Origin of the sequence: Yersinia similis, assembly GCF_001053095.1 — a bacterium.
Classification (GTDB): Bacteria; Pseudomonadota; Gammaproteobacteria; order Enterobacterales; family Enterobacteriaceae; genus Yersinia; species Yersinia similis.
Map to the genome: position 1 here is coordinate 24,848 of NZ_CGBP01000002.1, position 12,211 is coordinate 37,058.

Consider the following 12,211-nt stretch of genomic DNA (forward strand, 5'->3'; position numbering starts at 1 on the left):
TTAACTGCCCGGCCTATCCATTCATATTGGGTTTGATGTTTTGGTGATAACGCGGGAATACGGGGGGGGATCGCGGTGATTTTTGAGGTCAAAACGGACAGGTAAGTTATTGATGTATAATGACTGAAATGTTGTGTTTTGTCGTATAAAGTCGCATGTTTATTGAACGCTTATTTCAATATCTAATTGATATATAGAATAATTATTTATTTTTCACGTCCTTTAGCAAGAATAAGGCGTACGGTCATAATTAGGTTGCTGCCATCTAGGTAAAAAAGAGCGATATTGTCTGAGTATGTGCTAGAAAATGCAAACTATCACGCACAGATAAGGGAATGATTATGTCAAAAATATATATTGTTGCGTATGTATACGGTGTGGTTCAGGGGGTTGGTTTTCGTTACAGCACCCAACGGCAGGCGCAACAGCTTGGGTTGACTGGCTATGCTAAAAACTGTGATGACGGTAGCGTAGAAGTGGTTGCCAGCGGCGATCCACAAGCGGTTGAACGGCTGATGGAGTGGATAGGGCAGGGCGGGCCACGCGGGGCGCGGGTCGATCGCCTGTTAACTGAGCCTTATCCGCCCACTCCATTTGAGAAGTTCAGCATCCGCTACTGATGAAAATATTGTTATTGCTGAAAACGTTATCCTTACTTAAAACATTGTCCTTACTTAAAACATTGTCATCGCGCGAGGTTCCGCGGATTAAATGCATTTAACCGGTTTAGGAAGCCCCGCGATTTTCGTTGCTTGTTTCGCCGGGCCTTTAGGGAATAAACGATAAAGGTAGCGGCTGTTGCCTTTCTCTTCGCCATATTTCTGGACCATGGCTTTTACCAGCATGCGAATCGCGGGTGAGGTATTGAACTCTTGATAAAAGGCACGTACAAAGCGCACCACCTCCCAGTGAGGTTCAGTCAGTGTAATACCTTCCTGCTCCGCCAACACAGGGGCTAAAGCTTCGCTCCAGTCTGTGCTGTTCTTCAGATAACCTTGTGCATCGGTATCAATGATTCGACCTTCAAACTCCAACATGTAACCTCAATAATGCAGTTAATGAAATGGCGGCTAATTTAGCAAATATTTGCTCACATCCCAAAAAAGTCTGCATTTAGATAGGCAAAAAAGCCTATGCAGTGGTAATCATCACTCCACTAGCATTGATGGTGATGATTAATTCATCATTCAACTGTGGAGTGGTGGTTTTTTTGGTCAATTAAACTCAAACGGGCTTTACAAGCTTCGATGCTCTGTTTATAGTTCGGCTCGTTGCGGAGGGGTGGCCGAGTGGCTGAAGGCAACGGTCTTGAAAACCGTCGACGGGTAACCGTTCGAGAGTTCGAATCTCTCCTCCTCCGCCATATTCAAATCCCAACCAATTGAAAAAGGTTGGGATTTTTTGTTTGTTTTTTTCTGATATGCCATCGGGTATGCCATATCCCATTCACTGTCATTAGACTAAATTGGTTGATATTGGGATAGATAAAGTCTGCGATGAAAATAAGCACCCGCTATTCGGCTTGATAGAAATCTGATCAGTCGGTTCTGCAAGGTTCTGGGGGAAACGTTAAATTCACTGGTCAATGCGTTAATGGATAACCCTTCCCCCATAAATAACCGCCCGATAATCAATGCCAATCAGACTGTTAACCGGTCATAGTGCATGCTGACTTCAGACATAAGCCTTGTTCCATTGTTATGTTAGACACGATAGATATCGTCCTTACGGGTATAACGCTTTTTGGCGCATATACGCGATACCGCGTTCAGCCATCATCTCTTCCAGATTGTGAAGGCTCAGGGCGTAAGCCAGATACCCGCGAACACATTGCGCGATAACATCGACGAGGTAATGCAGGCGACTTAAGGATTTTCTTATTAGAGAAATGGGCAGGTAACATCACAAAAGAATAGCATGTTACCTCCCTGCGCTTTAATGCGACAGAACCTGAATTCCAGTCGCTGCGACTGTCGCGGCGGACCAAGGCGCTGAGATTCCAAGTTGCCGTATTCCCAATCCCAGAAAGAGCCCCCGTTATCAATATTGTTTTTTTCATGTAACACCTATTTTATAGAGTAAGGTTCGATACATGTCATTGCCATCAAAATACTATTGATGGCAACTTAAATTAATTTTCACTTAAAAACAAAAAATCAAAAAAAGCATGACAGATGAAAATATGCACACCCTATATATTCACCTAAATTTACTGTTCCTATACTCTAGACTAGGGATAATGATTCTCACAACGTGTTATATTAATATGAAATATGTTTATTGAAAAAAAGACATGTTGCAGTATTAAATTCCTTAATACCAATATTAATCGACATAATCAATTGTTGTGGGTGGGAGGATTGATTTTTTCCCAAAAAACATATTGCAGTATTAAATATCTTAATGCCAATATTAATCGATATAATCAATTGAAGTTGGTGGGAGGATTGAGTTTTTTTCCAAAAAACATCAATAGTTCTTATATAATAAAAAACTAAGATAACTAATAATTTCAATGGATTGTATTTTATTTAAATAGGAAATTTCTCTTTTACAGCATCTATGGATGCAACTAGCATTCTTGAATACACGATATATACTTTCTATCAAGCCAGTTATCGATAATCTCTTAAGTCAAATATGAATTACAGATGACTACGATGTGACTAGATAGAAAGGAGCCAATATGATGGTAAGAGCTACTTGTTGTTGCATTTATGGAGTCTGTGGGACTCGTGATTATAGTCTGTTCATCGATTATGTGTACAAGTCGATCCCTGCACATGAAATGTATTTATTGCAGCAGATAGAACTTTGCCCAGACCAGATATTACATGCGTGGAAAATTAGCCAGAACCCTCAGGTTTCCGAAGTGTTTGAAATAGAGATTGTTTCCTCTGAAGAAGATGCTGAAGAAGCGGTCTTATTTTGGAAAGCATATTTTAGTTCACTTGGCGAAACGGTCATTGATGGCAGGCATGTAGGTGATACATTTAGCCGACTTTAATGAAAGTGGCACTACACGAGGTGTAGACTTAAAAATAACCTATCAGATTAATAACGGAGATATGAATAAAAACCATATTTGATATGTATATTTTAAATAATATTCTTTAATTAAAGGTTAATTCAATTTAAGTTTATGACATGTTAATTATAGTGTGTAAATCTGAGGTGTAAAACACACCTCTAAAATTAATGGGTGTTAATCCCGTGAGATATATAAGTAAAAAATCAGATGCTAAATGATTTTTATGGGATATATTTAAATATGAAAAATACTGAATTAAATTTCTTTAAAACGAATTTTTTATTTAACCAAGATATTACTAATGAATTGAATATATCATTTGGACAAGATATCATTAAAAAAATGATACCGCATCGTGAACCATTTTTAATGGTCGACAACGTAGAGCTGATCAATATTGAATTCAGGTTAATAAAAGCAATAAGAAGAGTTGACGAAAAAGACCCGGTGTTTGGTGGTCATTTCCCTAATGACCCTATATATCCGGGTGTATTGCAACAAGAAAGTATGTTTCAAACTGCGCTTATTTTAATGTATTTTCTGCTAAATGAAACGGCTATTCCGCCAGTAGAGGAGAATATCATCCACGCAGTGGGAACACGAGTATACGATGTCTTTCACTTGTCCGCAGTACGCCCAGGAGAATTAATGACAATCCGTTGTTGGATTACGGAATACGACACATTTCTCGCCACCGCCATTGTTCAAATCACGGTTAACGATCAGATCGTAACCGTCGGAAAAGGAGAGTTTCATGTCTTCTGATCGTATCGTTATCACTGGTGTTGCCATTAATACTCCCATTGGTGACACGTTAGATCTGGTGGGCAATAATTTATTATCTGGAAAATCAGCCATCGGCTACTGGCGCAACTTTGACACCAGTAACATTTATTCAAAAATTGGAGGTCAGATTCCTGAATATGACATTGAAGGCAAGTTGCACGCATTTAGCAACCGTATTCCCGATATAGTTCTTTCCCGTGCCGAGAAGGTTTTTAAACAGACGACCAAAGGTGTTCAGCTATCGGTATTGATGGCCATGGAGGCCTGGCTCGACGCCGGATTATTCGAACACATTATAGACCCATTTGATTGCGGGATAATTTGTGGGGGCCATAACCTTTCTGATAAATATTTACTTGATCAGCAGATGATTTTTTCTGATGAGCCAGAATTTATTGATGCTTTTTCCGGGTTAAATTCACTTGATACTGACCATTCATCTTCTGTGGCTCAAGTGTTAAATACCAAAGGATTTGCCTATCTTGTTGGCGGTACCTGTGCGACAGGAAATATTGCTATTCAGACGGCAATAAATGCAATTAAAGTAGATAAAAAACAGGTGGTTGCTGTTGTTTGCCCAATGGCATCTTTCCACCCGATGATGTTGCATTCGCTAACGATTTTAGACGCTATCTGTTATAGCCAGTATCAAGATACCCCCACCAAAGCCAGTCGCCCCTATGACATAAATCGGAGTGGTTTCCTCCCATCTGAGGGCGGTGCCGTCTTGATCCTTGAGCAGGCCGAACATGCAAAAAAACGTGGAGCCAAAATCTATGCTGAACTTCTCGGTGCCAGCGTTAACTCGGATGCCAACCATCTGGGCGATCCCTCTCACGAAGGGCAAGTTCGAGTGATTCAAGATGTCCTGAAGAAATGCAATATCGCCCCAGAGCAAGTTGATTATGTGAGTGCCCATGCCACCTCCACTAAATTAGGCGATATCGTAGAACTGAAATCAATTAAAAGAGTGTTTGGCTCGCATGCGGAAAAACTGATTATCAATGCGCCTAAATCCTTACTTGGGCATACGATGTGGGCATCTGGTGTCGTGGAGGCGGCGATAGCCATTTGGCAAATGAGGCAGGGTGAGTTTCATCAATCACATAATATCGAAACCCTTGATCCCGCAGTCGAACTCAATGTTTGTGCATCCGGAAATGTAAAAAAAGAAGTTAATATTTTTCTGAACAATTCTTTTGGCATGGGCGGTATTAACAGCGCTAGCTTATTTAGTCGATATCATGGTTAACATGAACCTTTTTATCAGCGGTGGTGCCAGTGGCATTGGACGAAGTGTGGTCATTGCTGCTTTGAGCAAAGGCTGGAATGTTGGCTTTAGTTATCACAATAACAAGGAAGGTGCACAACAGCTGCTTGATATCGCGGTAGCGGAGTTTCCTCGGCAATTATGTCGTGCCTATCAACTCGACGTTATTGATAGTGGTGCAGTAGAGTATGTGGGAGACCGTCTTCTCGTCGATTTTAGTAACATTGACGCGGTTGTTTGCAATGCTGGCATAGATTTACCGGGCAATTTGGTGTCGATGACCGATGAAGATTGGGCCTTGGTACTTAATACTAATTTAACTGGCACCTTCTATCTTATTCGTTATTTTTTACCTCTATTTCTTGCTAATAAATATGGACGCATTGTCACTCTATCTTCACTCGCTAAAGATGGGTCATCAGGACAAGCGGCTTATGCTGCATCAAAAGCCGGTTTGATAGGGTTAACTAAAACAACAGCGAAGGAATATGGACATTTCGGTATTACGGCCAATGTCGTTGTCCCAGGCTTAATTAATACCGAAATTATTGGTAATGACATTAAGGGTATTAAGAGTTTTTTTGCTCAATATGCGCCAGTGGGAAGGCTGGGCTCCCCCAGTGAAGTCGCTGAGGTCATTTTATTTCTTATTGCTAAAGAAAATAGTTATGTAAACGGTGCGGTTTTCAATGTGACCGGTGGCATTGATTGGGTTTATTAACTTTGGGATACCTTAATGAATAGTATTGGTATTGAAAAAATCAGTATCTACCCAAGTAGTTTGGCGCTGAAATTATCTGAATTGGCACAAGCACGTGGTGGAGACAACAAATACATTCAAGAATCTTTAATGGTCATAAAGCGCAGTTTAGTACCACAGTGGGAAGATGCGGTCACCCTTGCCGTCAATAGTGCCAAGGATATGCTTAACGATCAGGATCGTTCGGATATCGGTTTATTTATCATTGCAACAGAATCAGGTTTAGACCAAGAAAAGGCCATCAGTACTTGGGCGCATCGTTATTTAGGATTACCTGCGACTTGCCGTGTTTTTGAACTGAAATCTGCTTGCCATGCTGGTGCGGCGGCGTTAAAGATGGCTGAGTCATGGATATCGTCCGGCCTTAATCGAGGGAAAAAGGTATTACTGATCAACGTGGATATCAGTAATAATATGATTTGCCATGGGAAGATGGAATATAGCCTTGGTGCTGGGGCCATTGCTTTACTTATCTCGGATAATCCAGTTTTTGCCGTTATTGAAACGGGGAAATCGGGTATTCATACTCATGAAGTGACTGATGTTATTCGCCCACTTCCCTGGAAAGAGGTCGCTTTCGATGTAGAAGCCAGCCTTTTCTCTTATATGGATGGACTCGAGAATGCTTTCGAGGAATATTGTCATCAGACACCGGAGGCCAGAGAAAGTGCCTATTTCAATTATAACTTATACCACATCCCCTTCCCTGGCATTAGTAAAGAAGCACATAAAGTATTATTAGAACTACAAGGACTCTTTGGAAAAGAGGCGTTAGCCACTTTATTTAAGCAAAAAGTCATGCCGTCCCTGTATTACGCGCAAAAAATAGGCGCGACCTATTGTGGCAGCATTTTCCTTTCCCTATTTTCACTTATGGTGAAAGCGCCAGAGATTAAATCAGGGGATCGAATAGGGGTCTACTCTTATGGTTCAGGATCTTGTGCCGAGTATTTTAGCATGCAGGTCGGGGACCAGGCAGTAGAGATTGCACAACAGCAAGGCGCAGCGTTGGACATACTGCTTACCCAGCGGAAAATACTGGATGTGGCGGCATACGAGCAACTGGAAAATGCACGTAGTGCACAAATGCAAGGTAAAGACTATCGCTTAGACAGGGATAACTTACAGGACTGGTATACACACCATTACAGCGGGAGTGGGCTCCTTATTCTTGAGCGTATCGATAACCACTTACGGCGTTATCGCTATGCATGAATATGTCACTGTACCTATCAAATTTAGCCCCGATTCATTAGCAGATTTCGAAAGTCGCTTTATCTCTGCGCTAAATAATGAGGACTATAAAGTCATTGTGCTTACCGGAGGGCCTACCTACTTTAGTATGGGTATGGATCTTACGTATATTTCTACCCATTATGACGCCGACTTCGTGTCGCAATTCTGCCATATTCTAAAAATGGTAAGGAACAGCCACAAGCCCGTATTAGCTAAGGTTGAAGGGAATGTTATCGCTGGGGGGCTTGCCTTACTGTCGGTCGTCGATTTTATTCTGTCTAGCGATAGCGCGTCCTTTAGTTTGCCAGAAGTCACCTTTGGAATTACACCCACAATAGCCATGTCTTGCTTACTTGAACGTATTAGGCCTCATCATCTTAAATACTTCGTATGGAGCTCAAGTGTTATTTCGGCAAAACAAGCCCTAAAATGGGGTTTGATCGATCAGATAAATACATTGGAAAACTTAGATCAAGATATTCAAGTTATAAGTAAGAAGCTATCTCGCGCTCCAACATCCGCTATAAGAGAAAGTAAATTACTGTTGGCTGAACAATATTCTTTCGAAGAAAGGTTGGATTTAGGTGGACATCTTTTGGTGAAAAGACTAAGTGATGCTCAGACCATAGAAAAGATACGTCACTACTTAGAAGACATTAAGTTGTTTAATGATGAATATGCGGATGACTAATATGGAAAAATTCTATTTAAGAAAAAGTGATGAAGGCATTGCTTTTATGCATATTAACGATCCAGTCAATAAAAATGCCATTGATGGTGAGTTCTGTTTACAGTTGCATGGTATTGTCGACACGATAAAGCAAGACAAAACCATCAAAGTGCTTATTTTGGTTGGATTGCCTGATATATTTTGCACTGGTGGAACCGAAGTATTTTTACAAAGCTTAATTACACACTACAAAACTAATATTGAACATGAGTACGCCAATCACCTCAAACATTTTCTGAATATACCGATCCCGGTTATTGCGGCAATGGAAGGCAGTGCTACAGGGGGGGGATTAGTCTTAGGTTTATATGCAGATATTTTAGTCGCGGCGGAAGAGAGCCGCTATGGTATGTCATTTATGAACATGGGTTTCACCCCTGGGATGGGTTCAACCGCCATGAGTAAGGAGGCGTTTGGTTACTATACCGGTTTTGAGATGATGGTCACTGGTAACTATATTAGGGGCAGTGAGCTGAAAGGAAAATGTTGTTTCAACTATATTTTGCCCCGCGCCAGGGTCATGGAAAAGGCCATTGAACTGGCAACCGCTATTGCTGAAAAACCTCGCCATAGTCTGGAATTATTAAAAAAATACATGTCAATCGACAGACGTAAAATGCTAGAGGAAACAAGTACTATCGAGGCGTTTATGCACCATATTGCATTTAATCAAAGCAATATTGAACAACAAATACAAGATAATTACACGGGTTAGATATGCTGAATAACTTGAGTGAAATGACCGTATTGGTAACTGGTGGCACAAAAGGTATAGGCCGAGCTACTGTTGAAAGTTTTGTTAAAGCGGGAGCAAAAGTATATGGCACTTATTTTTGGGGCGATAATTTAGATGAACTTGAAAACCATTTTTCTCAATATCTCAATCGCCCGGTATTCCTTCAGGCTGATATCAGTGATGAGGAGACAACGACACTGCTAATCGAAGCAATTGCTCAAGAAAATAAAAAAATTGATATTCTTATTCTCAATGCTGCGTTTGCTCCCCAATTTAAAGATACTTATAAATTTAGGGGGCTGATAGATAGTATTGAACACAATTCCTGGCCGCTGATTACTTATATAGATTGTATTAAGCAGCATTTTGGCCAATATCCTGGTTATGTGGTTGCAATTACTTCGGAAGGACATCGTAGTTGCCATATAGCAGGCTATGATTATGTTGCAGCATCGAAAGCGGTATTGGAAACATTAACTAAATATATTGGTGCACGAGAAAATATCATCATTAACTGTATTTCGCCGGGTGTGGTAGATACGGAAGCTTTTGAATTGGTTTTTGGCAAAAAAGCACAAGCATTCATTCGAAAATTTGATCCGGATTTTATTGTTTCACCCGAAGCGGTAGGTAACGTCAGTGTGGCTCTTTGCAGTGGATTAATGGATGCCGTGCGTGGTCAGGTCATCACCGTTGATAATGGCAGGATGTTTACCGATAACTTTACCAAGTGGATCGAAATGATTGAGACGAATTTTATTGAGAAATAATGAGGGGGACTTCATCGCCATTATGAATATTGAGCCGATCGACCACTTGGCATTTTCACTGTATTTTGACCAAAAAGGTATTAGTCATGTCTAATCCCAATAGAAATCTATTTCTTGGCCGTTGGAAACTTGAGTCCTGTATTGGGAACAATGGAGGTATACATATTTACCCGATAGGTAGGGAGCCGTTTGGTATGTTGACCTACACCGAACAGTACATGATGGTGTTTATTTCATCGGTAGAGAGAACTCAATTTAGTACGGAGGATATTCGTGCGATCCCGTCAGAACAGATCGTGGCAGATTTTCCTAAATTTGAAACATATTGTGGCCATTATATTGTTAATCATGATGAAGAAATCGTTACGCACTTTATTGATAACAGTAAAATCCCCAACCAAATTGGTACCCAGTTTCGTCGATATTTTAGTTTTGAGCATGAGAAACTAGTCCTTAAATCCATAGATAGTCTATTGCTTAATGACGAATCGTGGTTATTTGAGCTTGTTTGGAATAAACAGGAATAAGCATGAATTTATTAATTAACCAAGCGGAGATAATATTATGGATAGAGATCATATTGCTAGCATTGTAAAAAAGCACATTATTAATTCAATCGATGGTGCCAAGGAACATGAAATTGATTTGCAAAAATCAATGGCAGACTATGGTGCAAGCAGCTTAGACATTGTTTCCGTTGTATCAGGTGTTATGAGAGAGTTAAAAATAAAAATCCCACGTACTGAGCTAAAAAATATTAAATCTATAAACGGACTGATTGATCTTTTTGTAACGAGCAGTTCAGAATCTTAGAAATTTTTGAACTATGGCCTACGGAGGGGCCATATTCAGAACTGAAATAGGAAAGCCTGCCTGTTTGTGTAACACAATCACAGTAAAGAGGGTGATACATGACATCAAATCATGCCATTTTATTTCCAGGACAAGGTGCGCAGCGTGCAGATATGGGTGCTCCGATATTTGATATCTACACCAAATTAGTGGCAGAGGCTGAAGAGATTGCTGAATTTAGTATTCGTGATTTTTTTCGGGATTGTCCTGCGGATCGGTTTAGCAACACCCTTTATGTTCAGCCAGCTTTATATACAGTTAATGCTTTGTATTATCGTCGATATATTGATGAGTCTGGGGCGTTACCATCATTTCTGGCGGGTCATTCGCTTGGCGAATTTAATGCATTACATGCCGCTGGTGTATTCGACTTTGAAACAGGATTACGTCTGGTAAAAAAAAGAGCCTTGCTAATGTCTGAAAGCCAGGGGGGAGGTATGGCTGCTGTTCTTGGTCTGAATGCTGAAGAAGTGGCCCAAATCCTTGAGGAAAATAATCTGTTTGATCTCACTATAGCCAATATCAATTCCGACTTGCAAATGGTGATATCAGGGCCGATTGAGAGTATCAAACAGGCGGAAGAGATATTTTATGATAACTATGCGATTAAATATGTTGTACTGAGAGTGAGTGGTGCCTTTCATAGTACGATGTTAAATACCTCGGCCATAAAATTCAGTGAATATATCCAAAGTTTTTCATTTTTACCGCCTAAAATACCGGTTATCGCCAATAGAACAGCCTGTCCATATACCCTATCTTCTATAATAAAAAATCTCTCTGAGCATATAACTCGACCTGTCATGTGGCGGCAATCGGTTATATATATGCGGACACACGGTGTAGAGAGATTTACTGAGATGGGAGATACTTCTTTACTGTTGGATATGGTTAAGAATATTTTGTAGAATTTTAGGTCCAATGGTACGGAAGTGTACGATAAGGAATATTTTCTCATGGATTATCTCTCCTTCCTGCTGCCCTTGGTTTTACCCCAATTATACCAAACCGGCGGATCTTCGCGCTATCCTTTGGTATTGTAGTCCCTCTGGCTTTTAGTACCACCGCCAATGCGGTTTGGAACAACTGGCACAGTTACCGCCATTATGGGCACAGGGGCAGGGCGATGCGTTGTTAGCACCGGTGCAGCAACTGCTGAACCGCTATACGTTGCTGGTCGCATCTCCTGGTGCCCAGTAAACACTCGGTTGCTATGGTGGATTATTGAGTAAAACTGCGATCACAGCGTGAAGTGGGGGGGACTGGGGCGGCGGGCGCAATTTTTGAATATTATTAATTAATGATAGCGCTCACAGCGGGGGTGATCCTGCTGGAGCGCAACGTTTAAACTGTACTAACACCAATGAATAATACAGATTAGTTAACTACAGTTTATGTAATGTTATTTATTCGACCATCAACCTCATCACATTCGTTAGAATAAATGACGTGAGGGACCCTTTCGTTATTTTTAATTGCGTATAAATCAGAAAATGATGTATGTTTTACATTTTCTTCAACTAAAGAATAAAGTGGGTGGCGAGTGTCTAATACTTTGCCATTATGAGTATGTTGTGGGTAATAGTTATTATAATATTCAATAGGTTGAGTGTTATCTTCTGGGATCATCTCTTTGATGGCATTTTTTATTTGATATAACGCAACCATATCTCTGACTAAATTATCACGATCCTGTGCCGTTTTTCCTTTTTTCAATTCTCTCTCTTGTACGCCATGTAAAGAATAATCTTTAGGTTCGTATAACTCATCTTTCCTCTGATTAATATATTTGATTTTATCGGTTAGTATCTTTTTGACTAATTCAAACTCAGTTGTCGTTGAGGCGTTATAGTGTGCTTGAGCAATAGCCAGTTTTTGTTTAATGTCATCAATAGTATGCTGGGTTTCAGCACCTATGATGTTTTTGTTAATTTTCAAATCATCCAAGGTTTTGGATGGCATAACACGATTACAATCAAAATGTTTTACATAGTTGTCTGCGTTGCTTATATCGCTCAATGAAAGGCCCATGTTGCTCTC

The 12,211-nt window shown here is 40.4% G+C and carries 15 protein-coding genes, 1 tRNA gene and 1 pseudogene; 14 read left to right on the top strand and 3 right to left on the bottom strand.

Annotated features, from left to right (window positions below; genetic code table 11):
• The first annotated feature begins 341 nt into the window (after positions 1 to 341).
• The gene (gene yccX, locus AC971_RS01735; protein WP_025383414.1) at positions 342 to 620 is read left to right on the top strand and encodes an acylphosphatase; all 279 of its coding nucleotides are present in this window, start codon (positions 342 to 344) and stop codon (positions 618 to 620) included.
• An 87-nt stretch (positions 621 to 707) separates the two neighbouring features.
• Here yccX and tusE read toward each other — a convergent pair whose 3' ends face one another.
• Positions 708 to 1,037, bottom strand: coding sequence for a sulfurtransferase TusE (gene tusE / locus AC971_RS01740; RefSeq protein WP_025383415.1), 330 nt, complete (start codon positions 1,035 to 1,037; stop codon positions 708 to 710).
• 238 nt (positions 1,038 to 1,275) lie between these two features.
• Between tusE and AC971_RS01745 the strand changes: the two genes are divergently transcribed.
• Positions 1,276 to 1,363, top strand: a tRNA-Ser gene (locus tag AC971_RS01745).
• Positions 1,364 to 1,758: 395 nt separating this feature from the next.
• Here the strand turns inward: AC971_RS01745 and AC971_RS22555 are convergent.
• Positions 1,759 to 1,890 (bottom strand): annotated as a pseudogene (locus tag AC971_RS22555) (IS6 family transposase); the annotation flags it as partial.
• A gap of 898 nt (positions 1,891 to 2,788) precedes the next feature.
• Between AC971_RS22555 and AC971_RS01750 the strand changes: the two are divergent.
• From AC971_RS01750 to AC971_RS25470, 12 genes are all read left to right on the top strand, one after another.
• On the top strand, positions 2,789 to 3,007 hold the full coding sequence (locus AC971_RS01750; RefSeq protein ID WP_025383416.1) for a hypothetical protein: 219 nt from the start codon (positions 2,789 to 2,791) through the stop codon (positions 3,005 to 3,007).
• Positions 3,008 to 3,271: 264 nt separating this feature from the next.
• Positions 3,272 to 3,796, top strand: a complete 525-nt coding sequence (locus tag AC971_RS01755; RefSeq protein ID WP_025383417.1) for a 3-hydroxyacyl-ACP dehydratase FabZ family protein — start codon at positions 3,272 to 3,274, stop codon at positions 3,794 to 3,796.
• Complete coding sequence (locus AC971_RS01760; RefSeq protein ID WP_025383418.1) at positions 3,786 to 5,069, top strand: beta-ketoacyl-[acyl-carrier-protein] synthase family protein; 1,284 nt, start codon at positions 3,786 to 3,788, stop codon at positions 5,067 to 5,069. The genes AC971_RS01755 and AC971_RS01760 overlap by 11 nt, the downstream gene beginning before the upstream one ends.
• Position 5,070: 1 nt before the next feature.
• Positions 5,071 to 5,808 carry an SDR family NAD(P)-dependent oxidoreductase gene (locus AC971_RS01765; RefSeq protein ID WP_038402196.1) on the top strand — a complete coding sequence of 246 codons (738 nt, stop codon included), beginning with the start codon at positions 5,071 to 5,073 and terminating at the stop codon, positions 5,806 to 5,808.
• 15 nt (positions 5,809 to 5,823) lie between these two features.
• Positions 5,824 to 7,062 (top strand): hydroxymethylglutaryl-CoA synthase family protein, encoded by a 1,239-nt coding sequence (locus AC971_RS01770; protein ID WP_025383420.1) that lies wholly within the window; start codon positions 5,824 to 5,826, stop codon positions 7,060 to 7,062.
• Positions 7,055 to 7,774 (top strand): enoyl-CoA hydratase/isomerase family protein, encoded by a 720-nt coding sequence (locus AC971_RS01775; RefSeq protein ID WP_025383421.1) that lies wholly within the window; start codon positions 7,055 to 7,057, stop codon positions 7,772 to 7,774. Before AC971_RS01770 ends, AC971_RS01775 begins: the two co-directional genes overlap by 8 nt.
• A gap of 1 nt (position 7,775) precedes the next feature.
• Complete coding sequence (locus tag AC971_RS01780) at positions 7,776 to 8,528, top strand: polyketide synthase (RefSeq protein WP_038402197.1); 753 nt, start codon at positions 7,776 to 7,778, stop codon at positions 8,526 to 8,528.
• A 2-nt stretch (positions 8,529 to 8,530) separates the two neighbouring features.
• Positions 8,531 to 9,319, top strand: coding sequence for an SDR family oxidoreductase (locus tag AC971_RS01785; protein WP_025383423.1), 789 nt, complete (start codon positions 8,531 to 8,533; stop codon positions 9,317 to 9,319).
• An 86-nt stretch (positions 9,320 to 9,405) separates the two neighbouring features.
• Complete coding sequence (locus tag AC971_RS01790) at positions 9,406 to 9,846, top strand: lipocalin-like domain-containing protein (protein WP_071825497.1); 441 nt, start codon at positions 9,406 to 9,408, stop codon at positions 9,844 to 9,846.
• Positions 9,847 to 9,883: 37 nt separating this feature from the next.
• Positions 9,884 to 10,132, top strand: a complete 249-nt coding sequence (locus AC971_RS01795) for a phosphopantetheine-binding protein (RefSeq protein WP_025383425.1) — start codon at positions 9,884 to 9,886, stop codon at positions 10,130 to 10,132.
• Between the two features lie 98 nt (positions 10,133 to 10,230).
• Positions 10,231 to 11,079, top strand: a complete 849-nt coding sequence (locus AC971_RS01800; RefSeq protein WP_025383426.1) for an ACP S-malonyltransferase — start codon at positions 10,231 to 10,233, stop codon at positions 11,077 to 11,079.
• Positions 11,080 to 11,248: 169 nt separating this feature from the next.
• Entirely contained in the window at positions 11,249 to 11,371 is a 123-nt protein-coding gene (locus AC971_RS25470) for a hypothetical protein (protein WP_258953812.1), read from the top strand.
• Positions 11,372 to 11,563: 192 nt separating this feature from the next.
• On the opposite strand, the gene AC971_RS01805 is transcribed toward AC971_RS25470, so the two are convergent.
• Entirely contained in the window at positions 11,564 to 12,202 is a 639-nt protein-coding gene (locus tag AC971_RS01805; protein WP_025383427.1) for an NleF caspase inhibitor, read from the bottom strand.
• Positions 12,203 to 12,211 lie beyond the last annotated feature (9 nt).

Excerpts from the sequence above, each read along its gene's own strand:
- AC971_RS01755 (WP_025383417.1), top strand. The coding sequence starts at position 3,272 with ATGAAAAATACTGAATTAAATTTCTTTAAAACGAATTTTTTATTTAAC.
- tusE (WP_025383415.1), bottom strand. The coding sequence starts at position 1,037 with ATGTTGGAGTTTGAAGGTCGAATCATTGATACCGATGCACAAGGTTAT.
- AC971_RS01795 (WP_025383425.1), top strand. The coding sequence starts at position 9,884 with ATGGATAGAGATCATATTGCTAGCATTGTAAAAAAGCACATTATTAAT.
- yccX (WP_025383414.1), top strand. The coding sequence starts at position 342 with ATGTCAAAAATATATATTGTTGCGTATGTATACGGTGTGGTTCAGGGG.
- AC971_RS01765 (WP_038402196.1), top strand. The coding sequence starts at position 5,071 with ATGAACCTTTTTATCAGCGGTGGTGCCAGTGGCATTGGACGAAGTGTG.
- AC971_RS01760 (WP_025383418.1), top strand. The coding sequence starts at position 3,786 with ATGTCTTCTGATCGTATCGTTATCACTGGTGTTGCCATTAATACTCCC.
- AC971_RS01750 (WP_025383416.1), top strand. The coding sequence starts at position 2,789 with ATGTATTTATTGCAGCAGATAGAACTTTGCCCAGACCAGATATTACAT.
- AC971_RS01790 (WP_071825497.1), top strand. The coding sequence starts at position 9,406 with ATGTCTAATCCCAATAGAAATCTATTTCTTGGCCGTTGGAAACTTGAG.
- AC971_RS01805 (WP_025383427.1), bottom strand. The coding sequence starts at position 12,202 with ATGGGCCTTTCATTGAGCGATATAAGCAACGCAGACAACTATGTAAAA.
- AC971_RS01800 (WP_025383426.1), top strand. The coding sequence starts at position 10,231 with ATGACATCAAATCATGCCATTTTATTTCCAGGACAAGGTGCGCAGCGT.
- AC971_RS01785 (WP_025383423.1), top strand. The coding sequence starts at position 8,531 with ATGCTGAATAACTTGAGTGAAATGACCGTATTGGTAACTGGTGGCACA.
- AC971_RS01770 (WP_025383420.1), top strand. The coding sequence starts at position 5,824 with ATGAATAGTATTGGTATTGAAAAAATCAGTATCTACCCAAGTAGTTTG.
- AC971_RS01780 (WP_038402197.1), top strand. The coding sequence starts at position 7,776 with ATGGAAAAATTCTATTTAAGAAAAAGTGATGAAGGCATTGCTTTTATG.
- AC971_RS01775 (WP_025383421.1), top strand. The coding sequence starts at position 7,055 with ATGCATGAATATGTCACTGTACCTATCAAATTTAGCCCCGATTCATTA.